13 protein-coding genes are annotated in these 14,965 nt (G+C 42.2%); 12 read left to right on the top strand and 1 reads right to left on the bottom strand.

Going from position 1 to position 14,965, the window contains the following annotated elements; all coding sequences use genetic code 11:
* Nucleotides 1–16 precede the first annotated feature (16 nt).
* The 11 genes from HUS61_RS03455 to HUS61_RS03405 all read left to right on the top strand — a co-directional run bounded on the left by HUS61_RS03455 (nt 17) and on the right by HUS61_RS03405 (nt 10,562).
* Nucleotides 17–511 carry an NYN domain-containing protein gene (locus tag HUS61_RS03455; protein ID WP_175082166.1) on the top strand — a complete coding sequence of 165 codons (495 nt, stop codon included), beginning with the start codon at nt 17–19 and terminating at the stop codon, nt 509–511.
* 370 nt (nt 512–881) lie between these two features.
* Entirely contained in the window at nt 882–1,796 is a 915-nt protein-coding gene (gene nagK / locus HUS61_RS03450; RefSeq protein ID WP_175079057.1) for an N-acetylglucosamine kinase, read from the top strand.
* Entirely contained in the window at nt 1,796–2,908 is a 1,113-nt protein-coding gene (gene nagA, locus HUS61_RS03445; RefSeq protein WP_175082167.1) for an N-acetylglucosamine-6-phosphate deacetylase, read from the top strand. Before nagK ends, nagA begins: the two co-directional genes overlap by 1 nt.
* 63 nt (nt 2,909–2,971) lie before the next feature.
* Nucleotides 2,972–4,102 (top strand): transmembrane glucosamine N-acetyltransferase NagX, encoded by a 1,131-nt coding sequence (nagX, locus tag HUS61_RS03440; protein WP_175082168.1) that lies wholly within the window; start codon nt 2,972–2,974, stop codon nt 4,100–4,102.
* Between the two features lie 210 nt (nt 4,103–4,312).
* Complete coding sequence (gene nagB, locus HUS61_RS03435; protein WP_138558935.1) at nt 4,313–5,107, top strand: glucosamine-6-phosphate deaminase; 795 nt, start codon at nt 4,313–4,315, stop codon at nt 5,105–5,107.
* Nucleotides 5,108–5,221: 114 nt separating this feature from the next.
* Nucleotides 5,222–6,139, top strand: coding sequence for an NAD(+) diphosphatase (gene nudC / locus HUS61_RS03430; protein ID WP_175082169.1), 918 nt, complete (start codon nt 5,222–5,224; stop codon nt 6,137–6,139).
* A 19-nt stretch (nt 6,140–6,158) separates the two neighbouring features.
* Entirely contained in the window at nt 6,159–7,337 is a 1,179-nt protein-coding gene (locus HUS61_RS03425) for a cystathionine beta-lyase (RefSeq protein ID WP_175082170.1), read from the top strand.
* Nucleotides 7,338–7,452: 115 nt separating this feature from the next.
* Nucleotides 7,453–8,271 (top strand): ABC transporter permease, encoded by an 819-nt coding sequence (locus tag HUS61_RS03420; RefSeq protein WP_063705939.1) that lies wholly within the window; start codon nt 7,453–7,455, stop codon nt 8,269–8,271.
* Nucleotides 8,268–9,176, top strand: coding sequence for an ABC transporter ATP-binding protein (locus HUS61_RS03415; protein WP_058585256.1), 909 nt, complete (start codon nt 8,268–8,270; stop codon nt 9,174–9,176). Before HUS61_RS03420 ends, HUS61_RS03415 begins: the two co-directional genes overlap by 4 nt.
* Before the next feature lie 2 nt (nt 9,177–9,178).
* Nucleotides 9,179–9,553, top strand: a complete 375-nt coding sequence (locus HUS61_RS03410) for a PH domain-containing protein (RefSeq protein ID WP_054561750.1) — start codon at nt 9,179–9,181, stop codon at nt 9,551–9,553.
* 220 nt (nt 9,554–9,773) lie between these two features.
* Nucleotides 9,774–10,562, top strand: a complete 789-nt coding sequence (locus HUS61_RS03405; protein WP_175082171.1) for a putative porin — start codon at nt 9,774–9,776, stop codon at nt 10,560–10,562.
* 57 nt (nt 10,563–10,619) lie between these two features.
* Here the strand turns inward: HUS61_RS03405 and HUS61_RS03400 are convergent, their stop codons facing one another.
* Nucleotides 10,620–12,470: a M2 family metallopeptidase gene (locus HUS61_RS03400; protein ID WP_175082172.1), complete on the bottom strand. Its 1,851-nt coding sequence runs from the start codon at nt 12,468–12,470 to the stop codon at nt 10,620–10,622.
* Nucleotides 12,471–12,638: 168 nt separating this feature from the next.
* Here HUS61_RS03400 and HUS61_RS03395 point away from each other — a divergent pair, with 168 nt between their 5' ends.
* Nucleotides 12,639–14,918, top strand: a complete 2,280-nt coding sequence (locus HUS61_RS03395; RefSeq protein ID WP_130167080.1) for an acyl-CoA dehydrogenase — start codon at nt 12,639–12,641, stop codon at nt 14,916–14,918.
* Nucleotides 14,919–14,965: the final 47 nt, after the last annotated feature.

Raw genomic sequence — 14,965 nt, 5'->3', positions numbered from 1 at the left:
TAAAAACAGAAAAGTTATGTCAGCAGTTGATAAGCCAAAAGTCGGTATTTTTGTAGATGTACAAAACATTTATTACACCTGTAGAGAAAGCTACAAGAAAAATTTTGACTACAATGCCTTTTGGGCACAAATGAGCGAACGCTACCAAATCGATTGCGCCATTGCGTATGCAATTTACCGTGGGGATGAAAAGCAATCGCAGTTTCAAAATATTTTGCGCGCAATAGGCTTTGAGGTAAAACTGAAACCTTTTATTCAGCGCAAAGATGGTAGTGCGAAAGGGGATTGGGATGTTGGCATTACCATTGACATGCTAGAGCATGCTAAGCAGCTCGATAAAATGGTATTACTTTCGGGTGATGGTGATTTTGCGTTATTGCTTGGTCACTTAGCAAATAAGTATCAGCTACCGTGTGATGTCTATGGTGCAGAGTACCTCACCGCTGATATCTTAAAGCAATCTGCTGCTGAATTTCATTGTATTGACGATTCACTGCTACTATCAAGGTAAAAAAATATTCCTATAAAAATAAAATGTTTAACTAAAGTATTATTTCAGCTAAGCTAACATTAGCTACACTTGATGATAAATAAAGGAATAGTCACGCACAACGCATTAAATTATGCAAAAAAGCATAAATAAAGGTGTTATAGGACATTGTTGATGTGGTTTCTAATTTTCTTGTCTGTTAAATAAAGCGTTTTAATTCAATAAATTAAAAATAAATATGAAAGTTATACGAATTTTTATAAAAAATATAATGACAACGCTGTCATTTGTTGTGTAACATTAAATCAACAAAGGTTGAGATGATTTCGCATTCTGATAAGAAAAATAATGCGATTTAGACAAAAACTAAACGAAGGCTAGGGGTCGTTAAATGATGGCGAAGAGTGTGAATGAGGACCAATTGTTTATTGGTATCGATGGTGGCGGAACGAAATGTCGAGCAACTATCTACTCTGTTAAACAAGGTGTATTAGGAACTGGCCTAGGTGGTCCTGCAAATCCATTACATGGTTTGGAACGTACTCTCGAATCAATTATGGTCTCAACACAATTAGCACTTCGTGATGCGGGTTTACCGCTTGAAACCGTTCACCAGCTTTATGCCGGCTTAGGTTTAGCAGGTGTAAACCTACCAAGTTTGTACGACAAGATTATGGAATGGGAGCATCCATTCAAACAAATGTTCCTCACCACCGACTTACACACAGCCTGTATCGGCGCACACGAAGGGAGTGATGGTGCAGTGATCATCACAGGCACTGGCTCATGTGGTTTTTCATGTGTAAATGGTCGCACAACTAACTTTGGCGGTCATGGCTTTGCTCTAGGCGATAAAGGCAGTGGTGCCTGGATGGGTCTTGAAGCAATAAAAGCGACCTTGTTAGACCTTGATGGCCTAGGCGAATCAACAAATCTGACTAACGTGATCACCGAGCATTTTGCAGCTGACAATGCAATGGCGATTGTTGAGAAAATGTCTGGTCAGCCTTCGAGTAGTTTTGCCAAATTAGCCCGCTATGTATTTGAAGCAGCCAATAACAATGACAAAGTTGCGGTTTCGATTGTTAAAGAGGGTGCTGATTACGTTAGTAAATTAGCTCAGCGTTTATTAGAGAATAACCCGCCACGTTTATCTATGATTGGTGGCTTAGCTGAGCCATTAAATAAGTGGCTTGCAGAGGATATTGCGAAACGCGTTGAATCTCCTATTCAACCACCAGAAATGGGCGCGGTGTATTTTGCTCAGCAATCTGTGCTTGAACAAAACCAAGAGGTAAGTTTGTAATGACGATTTATCATGCAAGTTCATTGTTTACCGGTGACGAATTTTTATCTGACGTGTATTTTAGCGTCGATAATGGTGTGTTTAAGCGTGTTGAAGCAGATGCTAATGCCGTTGCATTAACGGGTTTAGTGGCCCCCGGTTTTATTGATGTACAAGTGAATGGCGGTGGCGGGGCGTTTTTTAACGCTGAACAAACGCCAGATTGCTTAGATAGAATAGCCAAAGCACATGGTAAGTTTGGTTCAACTGCGATTATGCCAACCCTGATCACTGACCAAGTCGAAGTCATGGTAAATGCGGCCGATGCCACTGCACAAGCAATTGCTGAAGGTGTTCCGGGCGTAATGGGTGTTCACTTCGAAGGCCCGCACCTTTCATTAGGGAAAAAAGGCACCCACAGCGAGCAATTCATTCGCCCTATTACAGAACAAGAATTTGCGATTTATGCCCGCCAAGATCTAGGCATTAAAATGGTTACCTTAGCACCTGAGAATGTCAGTGCTGATGATATCGCACGCTTAGTCGAGAGTGGTGTAAAAGTGTGTATTGGCCACACCAATGCAGACTTTGCGACCACCAATGCAGCACTTGCGGCAGGGGCTGATGGTTTTACCCACTTATTCAATGCCATGTCAGCATTTACATCACGAGAGCCGGGTGTTGTGGGTGCTGCACTTTGGGATGATAACAGCTGGTGCGGTTTAATTGTTGATGGTCACCATGTACACCCATCATCAGCAAAATTAGCAATTCGCACCAAACAGCGTGGAAAAATTATGCTAGTCACAGATGCAATGCCACCTGTGGGGACTGATGACATGGAGTTTGATTTCTTTGATGGTCGTAAAGTTATTCGTACTGGCGATAGATTAAATTCAACGACCGGTGAATTAGCAGGCAGCGTGCTTGATATGGCAAGTGCGGTGCGCAACACAGTGAACACATTGGATGTTAGCCTTGCTGAGAGCTTACGTATGGCATCACTTTATCCTGCACAATATTTAGGTTTACATAAAAAAGGTCGCTTACTGAGCGGGTTTGACGCTGACTTTGTGGTGTTAGACGAACAGCAAAATGTACAAGCCACCTTTATTGCTGGAAAAGCGCTATAACAAGCTTCCCTGGTAAAAACCCCGCCGTTGTATCGCGGGGCTTTTTCTATTTAAGGTAATACAATGACAACAACACAACCAACAAGAAAACGTTTGGCATCACTGGATGCACTGCGCGGCATGGATATGTTTTGGATATTAGGCGGACAGTCACTATTCGCAGCGCTCTTCGTTTTAACAGGCTGGACTGGCTGGAAAGTTTTTGAAGCACACACCGTGCACAGCGTTTGGCATGGCTTCACATTTTACGATCTAATTTTCCCATTATTTATATTTTTATCGGGTGTGGCGATGGGGCTAGCCCCGAAACGCATTGACCATTTACCGTTTGATGAGCGAAAAGTGTATTACCGCAAGGCGGGTAAACGTCTTTTACTATTGTGTTTATTAGGTATTTTGTATAACCACGGCTGGGGCACAGGGATGCCGATGGCGTTAGATGAAATTCGCTATGCCAGTGTGCTTGGCCGCATCGCTATTGCGTGGTTCTTCTGTGCAATGTTGGTTTGGCATACTAGTTTACGAACACAAATTATTACCGCTGCGGCTATTTTAGTGGGTTATTGGTTACTACTTTGTTTTGTTCCAGTGCCGGGTGGCAGTGCTGGTGACCTTTCAGCGGCAGGGAGTTGGAATGCATGGTTTGATGCACACTTACTGCCGGGGATTAGTTATCAAAACCGTGTGGTAGACCCAGAAGGTGTGTTGTCGAATATCCCAGCAATAGTTAATGCATTAATGGGTGTGTTTGCAGGTCAATTAGTGGCTCGAGCTCAGCAAATTGGCGAGTGGAAAATGACCGCCTTATTATTCGCCGCAGGTGTGGTAAGTGTGTGTTTAGGTTGGTTATGGGATTTACAGTTCCCAGTAAATAAAGAACTTTGGACCAGCTCATTTGTGCTTGTAACCGTTGGCTGGAGTGCCATATTGCTCGCCGTTTTTTATGCACTGGTTGATATTTTACCGGGGCAACGCGCTGCGTATCCATTTGTGATCATAGGTGCAAACTCGATTATTATTTATTTAGCGTCAAGTCTTGTGAATTGGGGCTATGTAAGCCAAAGCGTATTTGGTGGGGTGGTTCGAGCTGTGCCAGAGGTGTGGCAACCTCTGATAGCGGTAATTGCGTTATTAGCAGTACAAATGCTGGTATTGCATTGGATGTATCGCCGTAAGATCTTTGTTAGTGTTTGATAATTATTAAACACTAACAGAAAGAGTAATTTTTTATTCACTTTTACTTTACAAAGTTAAAACTAGAAGTGATAATGACAGCGTTGTCATAATGGTTATAGCTACTGCATCGTATCCTGGCAGTGGTTTGATCTAAAACCCAGCTCGATTGCACGTGGGGTTGGGTTTTAGGTCCCATTTTTTTCCAACTTATAATTAGAGCTAATCGATATGCAAATAGTGATTCTTGATGATGCAGCCCAAGTTGCAGCGTATGGTGCTAACATCTTTGCTAAACAACTATTAAAAAAACCTGCATCAGTACTAGGCCTTGCAACTGGTTCAACGCCGGTTGCTTTATATCAAGAGCTGATTGCTAAAAATAAAGCTGGCGAGATTTCGTTTAGCCAAGCGACAACATTTAACTTAGACGAATACTTAGGTTTAACTGGCGAGCATCCACAAAGTTACCGTTACTTTATGAATGAGCAGCTGTTTAACCATGTTGATATCGACAAACAAAACACCCATGTACCGCCGGGTGATGCAGTAAACCCGCTTGTTGCTTGTACTGAATATGAGCAAAAAATCACAGCGGCTGGTGGTGTTGACATACAACTACTTGGTATTGGCCGTAATGGTCATATTGGTTTTAACGAACCTTCATCTGGTTTGACATCACGCACCCGTGTTAAAACACTGACGAAAGCGACAATTGAAGACAATGCGCGATTTTTTGCTGAGGGTGAGTATCAACCGCATTTATCAATTACTATGGGTATTGGCACTATTTTAGAAGCCAAAAAAGTAGTGCTTTTAGCAACCGGTGCAAGTAAAGCGGATGCCGTTCACGCCATGGTAGAAGGCCCGTTAATGGCTAAATGCCCAGCTTCAGCACTGCAACTTCATAAAGATGCGGTGATCATCATTGATAAAGCTGCCGCAAGTAAATTAGAAGATTTAGAGTTCTATCAGCATATTGAAGCTGAGAACCAAAAACTACAAGCGCACCTAGCGACCTTGTAAAATTGTGAGAGAGAATAAAAAAGCCCAGTTTGGGCTTTTTTTATGCCTGTAATAAATTGGGTTTATCATCCGCTTATGGTAGTTTTAGCGAGTAAACTATTTTCAAGGAATGCCATGCTGAATTACTCTCAAATGCCATTGGATCGTGCATCAAATCGTCGTAAAGATCCAAAGTGGTTAAAGGCTCAAATGAATTCTCAGAGTCGCTGGTTATTGGTCAATAACAATCAAAGTTTATTTGTTAAAGACAGTCCTGAAGTGTGTTATTTACGCTTATCTCAAGTGGATCATCTCGATTTATCAAAAAGCATTTTATTGGGTTTAGACGACGATGATGTGGCTCATTTTGCTTTAGATGTCAGCCATGTTCCAGACTCACTCATTGAGCCTATGCTTAATGACGCTGAATTTGTAGATATTCGCAAGTTAGGCCCACAAGTTGAGCTAAAACAAGGCTCGATTGCTGCACTGGCAAGGGGCTTGTGTTTTTGGCACGCAACACACCGTTTTTGTGGTCGTTGTGGTCATGAAAATAACATGGTTGAAGCTGGGCATTCACGATTATGTGAGAACCAAACTTGCCAGCATCAAACCTTTCCGCGAACCGATCCTGCGGTGATAATGATAGTCACTAAAACCTTTTCAGATGGGGTTGAGCGCTGCTTGTTAGGCCGTCAAGCAAGCTGGCCTGAAGGTGTTTTTTCAACTCTTGCTGGTTTTGTTGACCCAGGTGAAACACTAGAGCAGGCCGTTGCCCGCGAAGTTATGGAAGAAGCTGGTGTTGCGGTGACAGATATTCAATATATCGCTTCACAGCCTTGGCCATTTCCATCATCAATTATGTTTGGTTTTATGGCTTCAGCGGTTTCAGAAGATATTCAGGTAGATAAAGACGAGTTAGACGATGCAAGATGGTTTAGCCGTGCTGAACTTAATGAATTCGGCCAATGGCATGAGCAGGGCAGCCATCTTAAACTAACCCGACAAGATTCTATTTCTCGATTTTTGGTTGAGCACTGGCGCAACCTGTAAAGCACAGCTTGGACAAATTATGACAAATACAAATAAAAATACCCAAATCGTCTCTGCAGGGCGTAAAAAAGCGTACACACAAGGGGTTGTGAATCCTGTGGTGCAACGTGCATCAACGGTAGTATTCGATTCAGTGGCTGATTTAAAAGCAGCGGCGAAGAAACGAGGCGACAAAACGTTATTTTATGGCCGTCGCGGTACGACGACACACTTTGCTCTGCAAGAAGCAATTGCAGAACTAGAAGGCGGCGAAGGCTGTGCGCTATATCCATCAGGTGCGGCTGCAATAAGCAATGCGCTACTCTCGTTTGTGAAAACGGGCGATCATATTTTAATGGTGGATACCGCTTACGAGCCGACCCGTGATTTTTGCGACAAAATACTGGCTGGATTAGGCATTGAAACAACTTATTACCCGCCGGGAATTGGTGCAGGGATTAGTGAGCTTATTAAAGATAACACTCGCGTATTGTTTTTAGAATCACCTGGCTCAATCACCATGGAAGTGCAAGATGTGCCAGCCATGGTTGCTAAGGCAAATGAGCGTGGTGTAATGACCATGCTAGATAACACCTGGGGTAATGGCCTGCATTTTAGACCGCTTGAGCATGGCGTAGATATTAGTATTCAAGCTGCAACAAAATATATCGTTGGTCACTCAGATGTGATGATGGGGGTGGCGGTTGCCAATAAAAAATATTGGCCAACCCTTAGAGAAAATTCATACCTACTAGGGCAATGTACCTCTGCTGATGATGCTTATTTAGCGCTACGTGGTCTACGTACTATGGCTGTGCGTTTAAAACAGCATGAACAAGCCGCCATCGAAGTGGCTAAATGGCTTGAAACACACCCATTGGTTGATCATATTCGCCATCCTGCTTTTGCAACGTGCCCGGGTCATGAGTTCTTTAAACGAGACTTTGATGGCAGTAACGGCTTATTTTCATTTGTAATGAAGCAAGGTAATCAACAAGCGATTGATGCGTTTTTAGATAGCCTGCACCATTTTAAAATGGGCTTTTCTTGGGGTGGTTATGAGAGTTTAGTCACAGCAAACCTGAGTATGAAAGGGCTTCGCTCTGAAACAGGTTGGTCGCAAGGCCCGGTAATAAGGCTACACATTGGTCTTGAAGATGTGGCTGATTTACTAGCCGACCTTGACCAAGCGCTTGCAGTGTACGAAAGCCACCTCTAGGTTAAAAGTTTATACTTTGTTACATAAGACCCGCTTGTCGGGTCTTTTTTTTCTGGTAATTCAAGCTGTTTCAACTTAGTGTAATTCTAATAATAAAATTCATTAAGGATTATGAGTGACGCAGTTACATCCTAAACGTCTTGCACAAATTGCCCAATTTGAGCTGGTACGACTATTTCTGACCAAACGTGGTTTGTTGGCGGTTGCCGCTTTTGCCATTTGTTGGCTACTTATTTTACGCTATCCCATTGCCCAATCTGTGACCTTGATTAGCTCACCTGATTTTGCCGACTTTGCTAGACAAGCATTTGGCGCCATTGGCATCAGTAAATTACTTGATTGGCCTGAATCTGAACTGGCTGTGTATTGGCTGATTGCCTTATTTAGTTTCCCAAGTTTTTGTTTGTTTTTATGTAGTGATCAAACAGTGGGCGACAGACAACGAGGTACGTTACGCTTTTTATCACTTAGAGCGACTCGTTCAGAAATTATTATTGGTCGCTTTTTAGGGCAGCTACTCATTTTAGCGGCATTGTTATTTGTTACCTTGATGGCAACCGTTGCAATGCTCGGTTATCGTGAGCCAAGTTTGCTGCTTTCTGGCTTATCGCGAAGCTTTATGTTGTTATTTTATTTGCTTGTTGCGGTTATGCCATTTATTGCTTTGATGAGCTTTTTGAATACATTTGCCCGTTCATCGCGTCTTGCGTTTGTATTGGCTATTTTGTTCTTTGCTGGCGGTAATATTGTTATTGGCTTACTAACATGGCAATGGCCTGCATTTGAGGTTTTAAATTACATATTTCCGGGCTATCAACTTGATTTAATGGCAGGTCAGCGTGCAGGTGTTACATTGGCTCTAGGTTTACCACTTTTACAAACGGCAGTGCTACTGCTTGCTGGTGAACGAATTTTTGCGAGGAGCTCATTATGACCGTTTTAATTCAGGCACAAGGCTTGTCAAAAAACTACGGGGCTAAACGAGCGCTCGATAACGTTAGCTTTGAGATAAACAAAGGGGCACCGGTAGCGCTAGTTGGTCCTAATGGTGCGGGTAAAACAACGTTATTCAGTTTGTTATGTGGCTATATTTTACCAAGCTCAGGAAAGCTATCGGTAATGGGGCATACCCCAGGCAGCGCGGCGTTATTTGGTAAGCTAACCGCGTTACCGCAAGATGCTCAGCTTGATCCTCGTTTTAGTATTGCACATCAACTTAACTTTTATGGTCAATTACAAGGGCTCAGTGGTGCGGTTCGTAAAAAAGAAACGGCTCGTGTTTTAGAGCTGGTTGGTTTGTCAGAAGTGGCTAAGCAGCGACCGGATGACCTTTCTCATGGTATGCGTAAGCGAGTGACGATTGCACAGGCATTAATTGGTTCACCTGAAATAGTGATGCTTGATGAAGCAACTGCAGGCCTGGATCCAATTCATGCTCGTGAGGTGAGAGAGCTGGTAAGTTCTTTAAGTAACGAAGCAACATTTATCTTAAGCTCCCATGACTTAACTGAGCTTGAGCGATTATGCTCTGGGGTTTTACACCTCGATAAAGGGGTGTTAAGTGAGCATCAAGCCCGTTCTAGCACGCAGGATAATAAACACTTTATTACACTGCAGTTAAATCAACAATATGATGATGTAGAAGCAAAGCTTGCTGGCCTTGCCCATGTACATCATGTTTATATGAGCCAAGCAAAAGAATATGTGATCGAGTTTGAAAAAACCGCTGAGCCTTTTGATATCAATCTTCTACACTTTTGTTATCAACAAGGTTGGCAGTATCGTCAACTGGTAAATGGTCACACACTCGAAAACCAAATTTTTCATAAGGAGAGCTAATTATGGGTCTATTAAGCGGATTAATGGGTAACGCAAGTGAAGTCGATAATGATGATTTAGAAGAGCTGCTTGCTAATACCTTGATTGATGGTGAAACAGTACAAAAAGCCTATAAAGTCATTCGTGATATGTTCATCTTTACCAATAAAAGATTAATTATTATTGATAAACAAGGTGTTACTGGCTCTAAAGTTGAAATGCTGAGTATTGCTTACTCAAAAATTACTAAGTTTAGTAAAGAGAGTGCTGGGCATTTTGACCTTGATGCTGAACTAAAAATTTGGGTTGGTTCAGATCCAACGCCAATCAGTAAAGACTTTAAAGCAGGAGATAACATTAATGAGGTTTATAGAATTATAAGCGAGTTTGCTTTATAAGGTACTGACAAGCTTTATTTTTTCACTAAAAGTTGGTTTAGAGACGCAAGTTTCGGCCAACTTTTTCTTTACATTTGCCGACACTTTATTACAATTAATCAAGTAAAAACAAAAGCTTAGTTAAGTTTCCATTCAGTTTTCTCACGTTAGCATGTGCCCAACTTAGCCATCAGGCTAGTTTTCAACAGCAATGAAACAATGTTAATAGGGAAATCTGTTTATGAAAAAGTTAGCAGTTATTATTTCGAGTATGCTTCTGTCAACTGCCGCGACTGCTGCGGATAGTTACCAATCAATCAGCCATTTAGGTTACATGGACACCGATGGCAACGACACAATAAGTGTTGATTCAACGTATTACTTCGCGCCAAAGAAAACAATGGGTCCATACGACCAGTTTGAATACATCAACAGAACAACCAACGTGTTTGGTTCGTACGCAGATGATGACTTTGGTGATGTAACTAACATCGGTGGTGAATACTTCGTACAAGATTTTGTATTTGGTGCGGGTTACAGCAACTACGATTACGGTTCAGATACTGATTTATTCAATGTGTCTGCAGGTTACTTCTTTAATCCTAACCTTCTTCTTAAAGCGACATTTATCGACGTAGAAGATGGCGATAACACTGTAATGTTCGACCTTAAGTACAATCACCAGCTTAACAGCACTGATTACTTAGGTTTCACATTCACAGCTGACGATGAGTTTGATTACCGTGCAGTAAATGCAAAATACTTCATGGATCTTCAACAAGGTAACTACCTAACAATTGAAGGTACAATCTCAGATACAGACGATAGCGGTAGCTCTTGGGAACTAGGTTCTAACTACTACTTCTCTAAAGCAACGTCAGCATTTGTAACATTTAATAAAGAAGATGACTACAGCTTTGGTGCACAGCACTTCTTTAACAAAAACGTTGGTTTAAAAGCAGGTTATGCAAACAACTGGGATGACTCAGACTACGATGCATACTTTGCAAACGTAAGCTTACAGTTTTAATCATTAATTTGATGATATAAAAAAGCCCGCATTATGCGGGCTTTTTCGTTTTTATCATTACCAACCGCACTGGCGGCCTTCATTTTGCTCATCAAGGTATTTTTGTAACGGTGCAAAGTAATCTAAGATTGCTGTTGCATCCATTTCTTCTTTACCAGTGATAGTAGCAAGAGCTTCTTGCCATGGGCGGCTTGAGCCCATTTCTAACATAGCATTTAGTTTTTCACCTGCCTCAGCAGAGTTGTATACAGAACAACGGTGAATAGCTTCTTCGTTACCGGCAATTTCACATAAACTTCTGTGGAAGTCGAATTGTAAAATGTGCGCTAAGAAATAACGTGTGTAAGGCGTGTTGCCTGGTACGTGATACTTAGCACCTGGATCGAAGTCTGCTTCGCTACGTGCGATAGGCGCTTGTACACCTTGGTATTTTTCACGTAATTCCCACCACGCTTTGTTGTAGTTCTCTGGTGTTACTTCACCTGAGAAAACTTTCCAGCGCCATTGGTCTACTAATAAACCAAATGGGATAAATGCTACTTTGTCTAATGCCATTTTCATTAACAGGCCGATATCTTTTGATTCATCAGGCACTTCATCTAATAAACCAATTTCTTTTAAATAACCTGGCGTTACAGAAAGAGCAATGGTGTCACCAATCGCTTCGTGGAAACCATCGTTCGCACTTTCTTGATAATAAATAGGCTGCGTGTTGTACGCGCGTTGATAGAAGTTATGGCCTAACTCATGGTGAATAACAGAGAATTCTTCACCTGTGCGTTGAATACACATCTTAATACGTAGGTCGTCTTTGCTATCAATATTCCAAGCTGACGCATGGCACTGTACGTCACGATCTTGTGGTTTAGTGAATAGTGAGCGTTCATAGAAGGTATCTGGCAATGGTGCAAAACCCATTGAGGTGAAGAACTTCTCAGCGCCACGTACCATTTTAAGTTCGTCGTAATCGTGCTCAGCTAATAGTTCTGTTACGTCATAACCAGGATCGGCATTTTCTGGTGCAACAACATCGTAAATGTTACCCCACGTTTGTGCCCACATATTACCCAAAAGGTGTGCAGGGATAGGCTGGTCTTGTGGTACTTTATCTTCGCCATATTTTTCACCTAGCTTGGCACGAACATGACAATGTAATGAATCATAAAGCGGTTTAACTTGGCCCCAAATACGGTCGAGTTCTTTTGCAAAATCATCGGCTGGCATGTCGTATTTACTACGCCACATAGCACCTGTATCTGCATAACCTAGCTCTTTTGCACCTTCATTGGTGAGGGCAACTTGTTGCTCATAAAGCGGGCGCATAGGTTTTGAAACTTGACGCCAACCTTGCCATAAATCAAGCAATTCATTGTAATCACGGCTCGTTGCCATTTTAGCGGTCATGTCGCCAAGGCTTAAACAGCTACCATCTTCTTTACAGTATTTACCTTTACCATAAATACCCCCTAGCTCAGCCACTAATTGTGAGAGCTTAGCTGTTTTTTCAGCATCTTGTGGTGCAGGTAAGGTAAGCGCTAGTTTAAGTTTATCGAGTTTACGACGCGCATCGTAATCTAGCTCTAAACTATCGAATTTTGCAGCTTCATTAGCAAGGCGAACAACGGCTTCGGTCATCTTGCGATTTACTTCAGCAGATAGTTCCGCAGTATCATGGGTAATGAAGTTGGCATAAATCCACTCAGCACGGCTTGCTTCTAAATAAAGCGCGCTTAATTCTTTTTCAGTATCGGCGATAAATTTAGCGGCATCTTGTGCTGTTACTTGGCTTGCTTTGACTTCAGCAGTCGTTGTTTTATTGCTCGTAGCGTCATCATTACAGCCTGTAAGTGCTAGTGCACTTGCGACCATAAGCGCGCTGATGCTGAGCTTAAATGGAGTCTTTTTCATAACGTTCCCTAGAAGTTTATTGTTATTTATTGCCCATGCATAATAGCAGTGTCTTAGTAAACAACAAACTGCATCGGTAAAAACAACCTAAGTAAGAGCTGCTTACGTTGTATTTATGGCATGATCAGTCATACTTGAACCAGTTAATTAAAATAAAAGGATTGCACAATGACGACCGTAATCATTCTTTTACTGGTTGCTGTGATTGTAATTTTTGCTGTGAAAGACATTCGCATCAATCTTGTCACACGACCTACGTTTAGTATGTTTAAAAAAGTTTTGCCGCCGTTATCGCAAACAGAACGTGAAGCCATGGAAGCAGGTGATGTTTGGTGGGATGGTGAATTATTCAGTGGTAACCCAGATTGGCAAAAACTGCATCGTTTTCCTAAACCTGAACTTAGCGAAAAAGAACGCGCATTTATGGGCGAGCAAGTCGAAACCTTGTTAGCCATGCTTGATGATTATCAAATTGTGCAAAAAGATAAAGACCTACCAAAAGAAGTGTGGGACTACCTAAAAAAAGAAGGTTTTTTTGCGTTAATCATTCCTGAAAAATTTGGTGGTCGCGAGTTTTCGGCGATTGCAAATTCAACCATCGTATCGAAAATTGCCACTAAGAGCTTAACCGCTGCGGTCACCGTAATGGTGCCCAATAGCTTAGGTCCAGGTGAATTACTTCTTCACTATGGTACTACCGAGCAACAAGAGCGTTGGTTACCAAGCCTAGCTAAGGGTGATGATGTGCCTTGTTTTGCATTAACGGGTCCAGAGGCAGGCTCTGATGCAGGCAGTATTCCTGATACAGGGGTGGTTTGTAAGGGCATGCATAATGGTGAAGAAGTGATTGGTTTAAAACTTAACTGGTCAAAACGTTATATCACCCTTGCGCCAATTGCCACAGTGCTGGGTCTTGCATTTAAAATGTACGATCCTGAGGGCTTATTAGGAGATAAAAAAGAGCTTGGCATTACGTGTGCGCTTATTCCAACTGATCATGAAGGTGTACAAACAGGTGAGCGTCATTATCCGTTAAACATGGCATTTATGAATGGCACAACATACGGTAAAGATGTGTTTATTCCGCTTGATTGGATCATCGGTGGTGAAAAGGGCGCTGGTCGAGGCTGGCGTATGTTAGTTGAATGTTTAAGTGCGGGCCGCGGTATTTCGTTACCGGCACTTAGTACAGCAACTGGCCATTTGGCTTCAAGAATGACATCAGCCTATGCAACCGTACGCCAACAATTTGGTGTGTCGATTGGCCAATTTGAGGGTGTCCAAGAGGCATTGGCACGTATTGGTGGATTAACTTACACCTTAGAATCAGCAAGGCTAATGACCGCAGGGGCGATTGACTTAAAATTGAGTCCGTCTGTGGTTACCGCTATAGCTAAGTACCATATGACTGAAATGGGCCGTACGGTAATGAATGATGCTATGGACATTCATTCTGGTAAAGGTATTCAAGTCGGGCCAAATAACTATTTAGCCCATGGCTATATGGGGATCCCGGTATCGATTACCGTTGAAGGTGCAAATATTCTTACTCGTAATTTGATGATCTTTGGTCAAGGCGCTACTCGCTGTCATCCGTTTGTTTTAAAAGAAATGGAAGCAGCAGCAATGGAAGACCATGATGTTGCCTTAAAAGAATTTGACTCATTACTACTGCAACATATTTTATTTGCTGGCAGTAATGCAGGTATGGCATTTGTGCACGGTTTAACACGCAGTTACTTCGCTAAAGCCCCTGTATGTGGCGCAACCACGGTTTACTACAAACAGTTAAGCCGGATGAGTCGTGGTTTAGCATTTTGTACTGATGTTGCGATGCTAGTATTAGGTGGTGAGTTAAAACGCAAAGAGATGATTTCGGCACGTTTAGGTGATGTGCTTAGCCACTTGTATCTTGCTTCATGTGTACTGAAACGCTACGAAGATGAAGGGCGTCAGCAAGCTGACCTACCATTTGTGCAATATGCCGTTGAGCATTCGTTATTCTGCATTGGTCAGGCATTCGACGGCTTCTTTAAAAACTTCTCTAATCCTGTAATTAATTTCTTACTGAAACGTATTGTGTTCCCACTAGGTAATCATTATCACCGTCCAAGTGATGAGTTAGCCCAAACAATGTGTGAGCACATGAGCAAACCTGGGGTCTTTAGAGACAGATTAACCCACCTTTGTTATGTCGATGAAAATGCAGGGACTGGTGTCATGGAAAATGCCTTTTTAGCCATGATTGATACCCATGAAGACTTTAAGCAGCTTCGTAAATGGCAAAAAGAAGGCACTATTGCTAAAAACCTTGAACTGGAGGGCGCAATTGCCGCAGCGGCAGAGAAAAACTTAATTAATGAAACGGTAGCAGAGCGTATGAATCAAGCCAATGAGCTACGTAAACAAGCAATAGCCGTTGATAACTTTGCACCCGGCGAGCTGTAACTTTTTGTAAAGTATAAACAAACTAAGCCTTGCATTTGCAAGGCTTT

Source organism: Pseudoalteromonas sp. 0802 (genome assembly GCF_013350085.1).
Lineage (GTDB): Bacteria > Pseudomonadota > Gammaproteobacteria > Enterobacterales > Alteromonadaceae > Pseudoalteromonas.
This window is presented reverse-complemented; position numbering and strand designations above follow the sequence as displayed.

Bases quoted from the DNA above. Each gene is read 5' to 3' on its own strand.
- HUS61_RS03455 (WP_175082166.1), top strand. From the start codon at position 17: ATGTCAGCAGTTGATAAGCCAAAAGTCGGTATTTTTGTAGATGTACAA.
- nagK (WP_175079057.1), top strand. From the start codon at position 882: ATGATGGCGAAGAGTGTGAATGAGGACCAATTGTTTATTGGTATCGAT.
- nagA (WP_175082167.1), top strand. From the start codon at position 1,796: ATGACGATTTATCATGCAAGTTCATTGTTTACCGGTGACGAATTTTTA.
- nagX (WP_175082168.1), top strand. From the start codon at position 2,972: ATGACAACAACACAACCAACAAGAAAACGTTTGGCATCACTGGATGCA.
- nagB (WP_138558935.1), top strand. From the start codon at position 4,313: ATGCAAATAGTGATTCTTGATGATGCAGCCCAAGTTGCAGCGTATGGT.
- nudC (WP_175082169.1), top strand. From the start codon at position 5,222: ATGCTGAATTACTCTCAAATGCCATTGGATCGTGCATCAAATCGTCGT.
- HUS61_RS03425 (WP_175082170.1), top strand. From the start codon at position 6,159: ATGACAAATACAAATAAAAATACCCAAATCGTCTCTGCAGGGCGTAAA.
- HUS61_RS03415 (WP_058585256.1), top strand. From the start codon at position 8,268: ATGACCGTTTTAATTCAGGCACAAGGCTTGTCAAAAAACTACGGGGCT.
- HUS61_RS03410 (WP_054561750.1), top strand. From the start codon at position 9,179: ATGGGTCTATTAAGCGGATTAATGGGTAACGCAAGTGAAGTCGATAAT.
- HUS61_RS03405 (WP_175082171.1), top strand. From the start codon at position 9,774: ATGAAAAAGTTAGCAGTTATTATTTCGAGTATGCTTCTGTCAACTGCC.
- HUS61_RS03400 (WP_175082172.1), bottom strand. From the start codon at position 12,470: ATGAAAAAGACTCCATTTAAGCTCAGCATCAGCGCGCTTATGGTCGCA.
- HUS61_RS03395 (WP_130167080.1), top strand. From the start codon at position 12,639: ATGACGACCGTAATCATTCTTTTACTGGTTGCTGTGATTGTAATTTTT.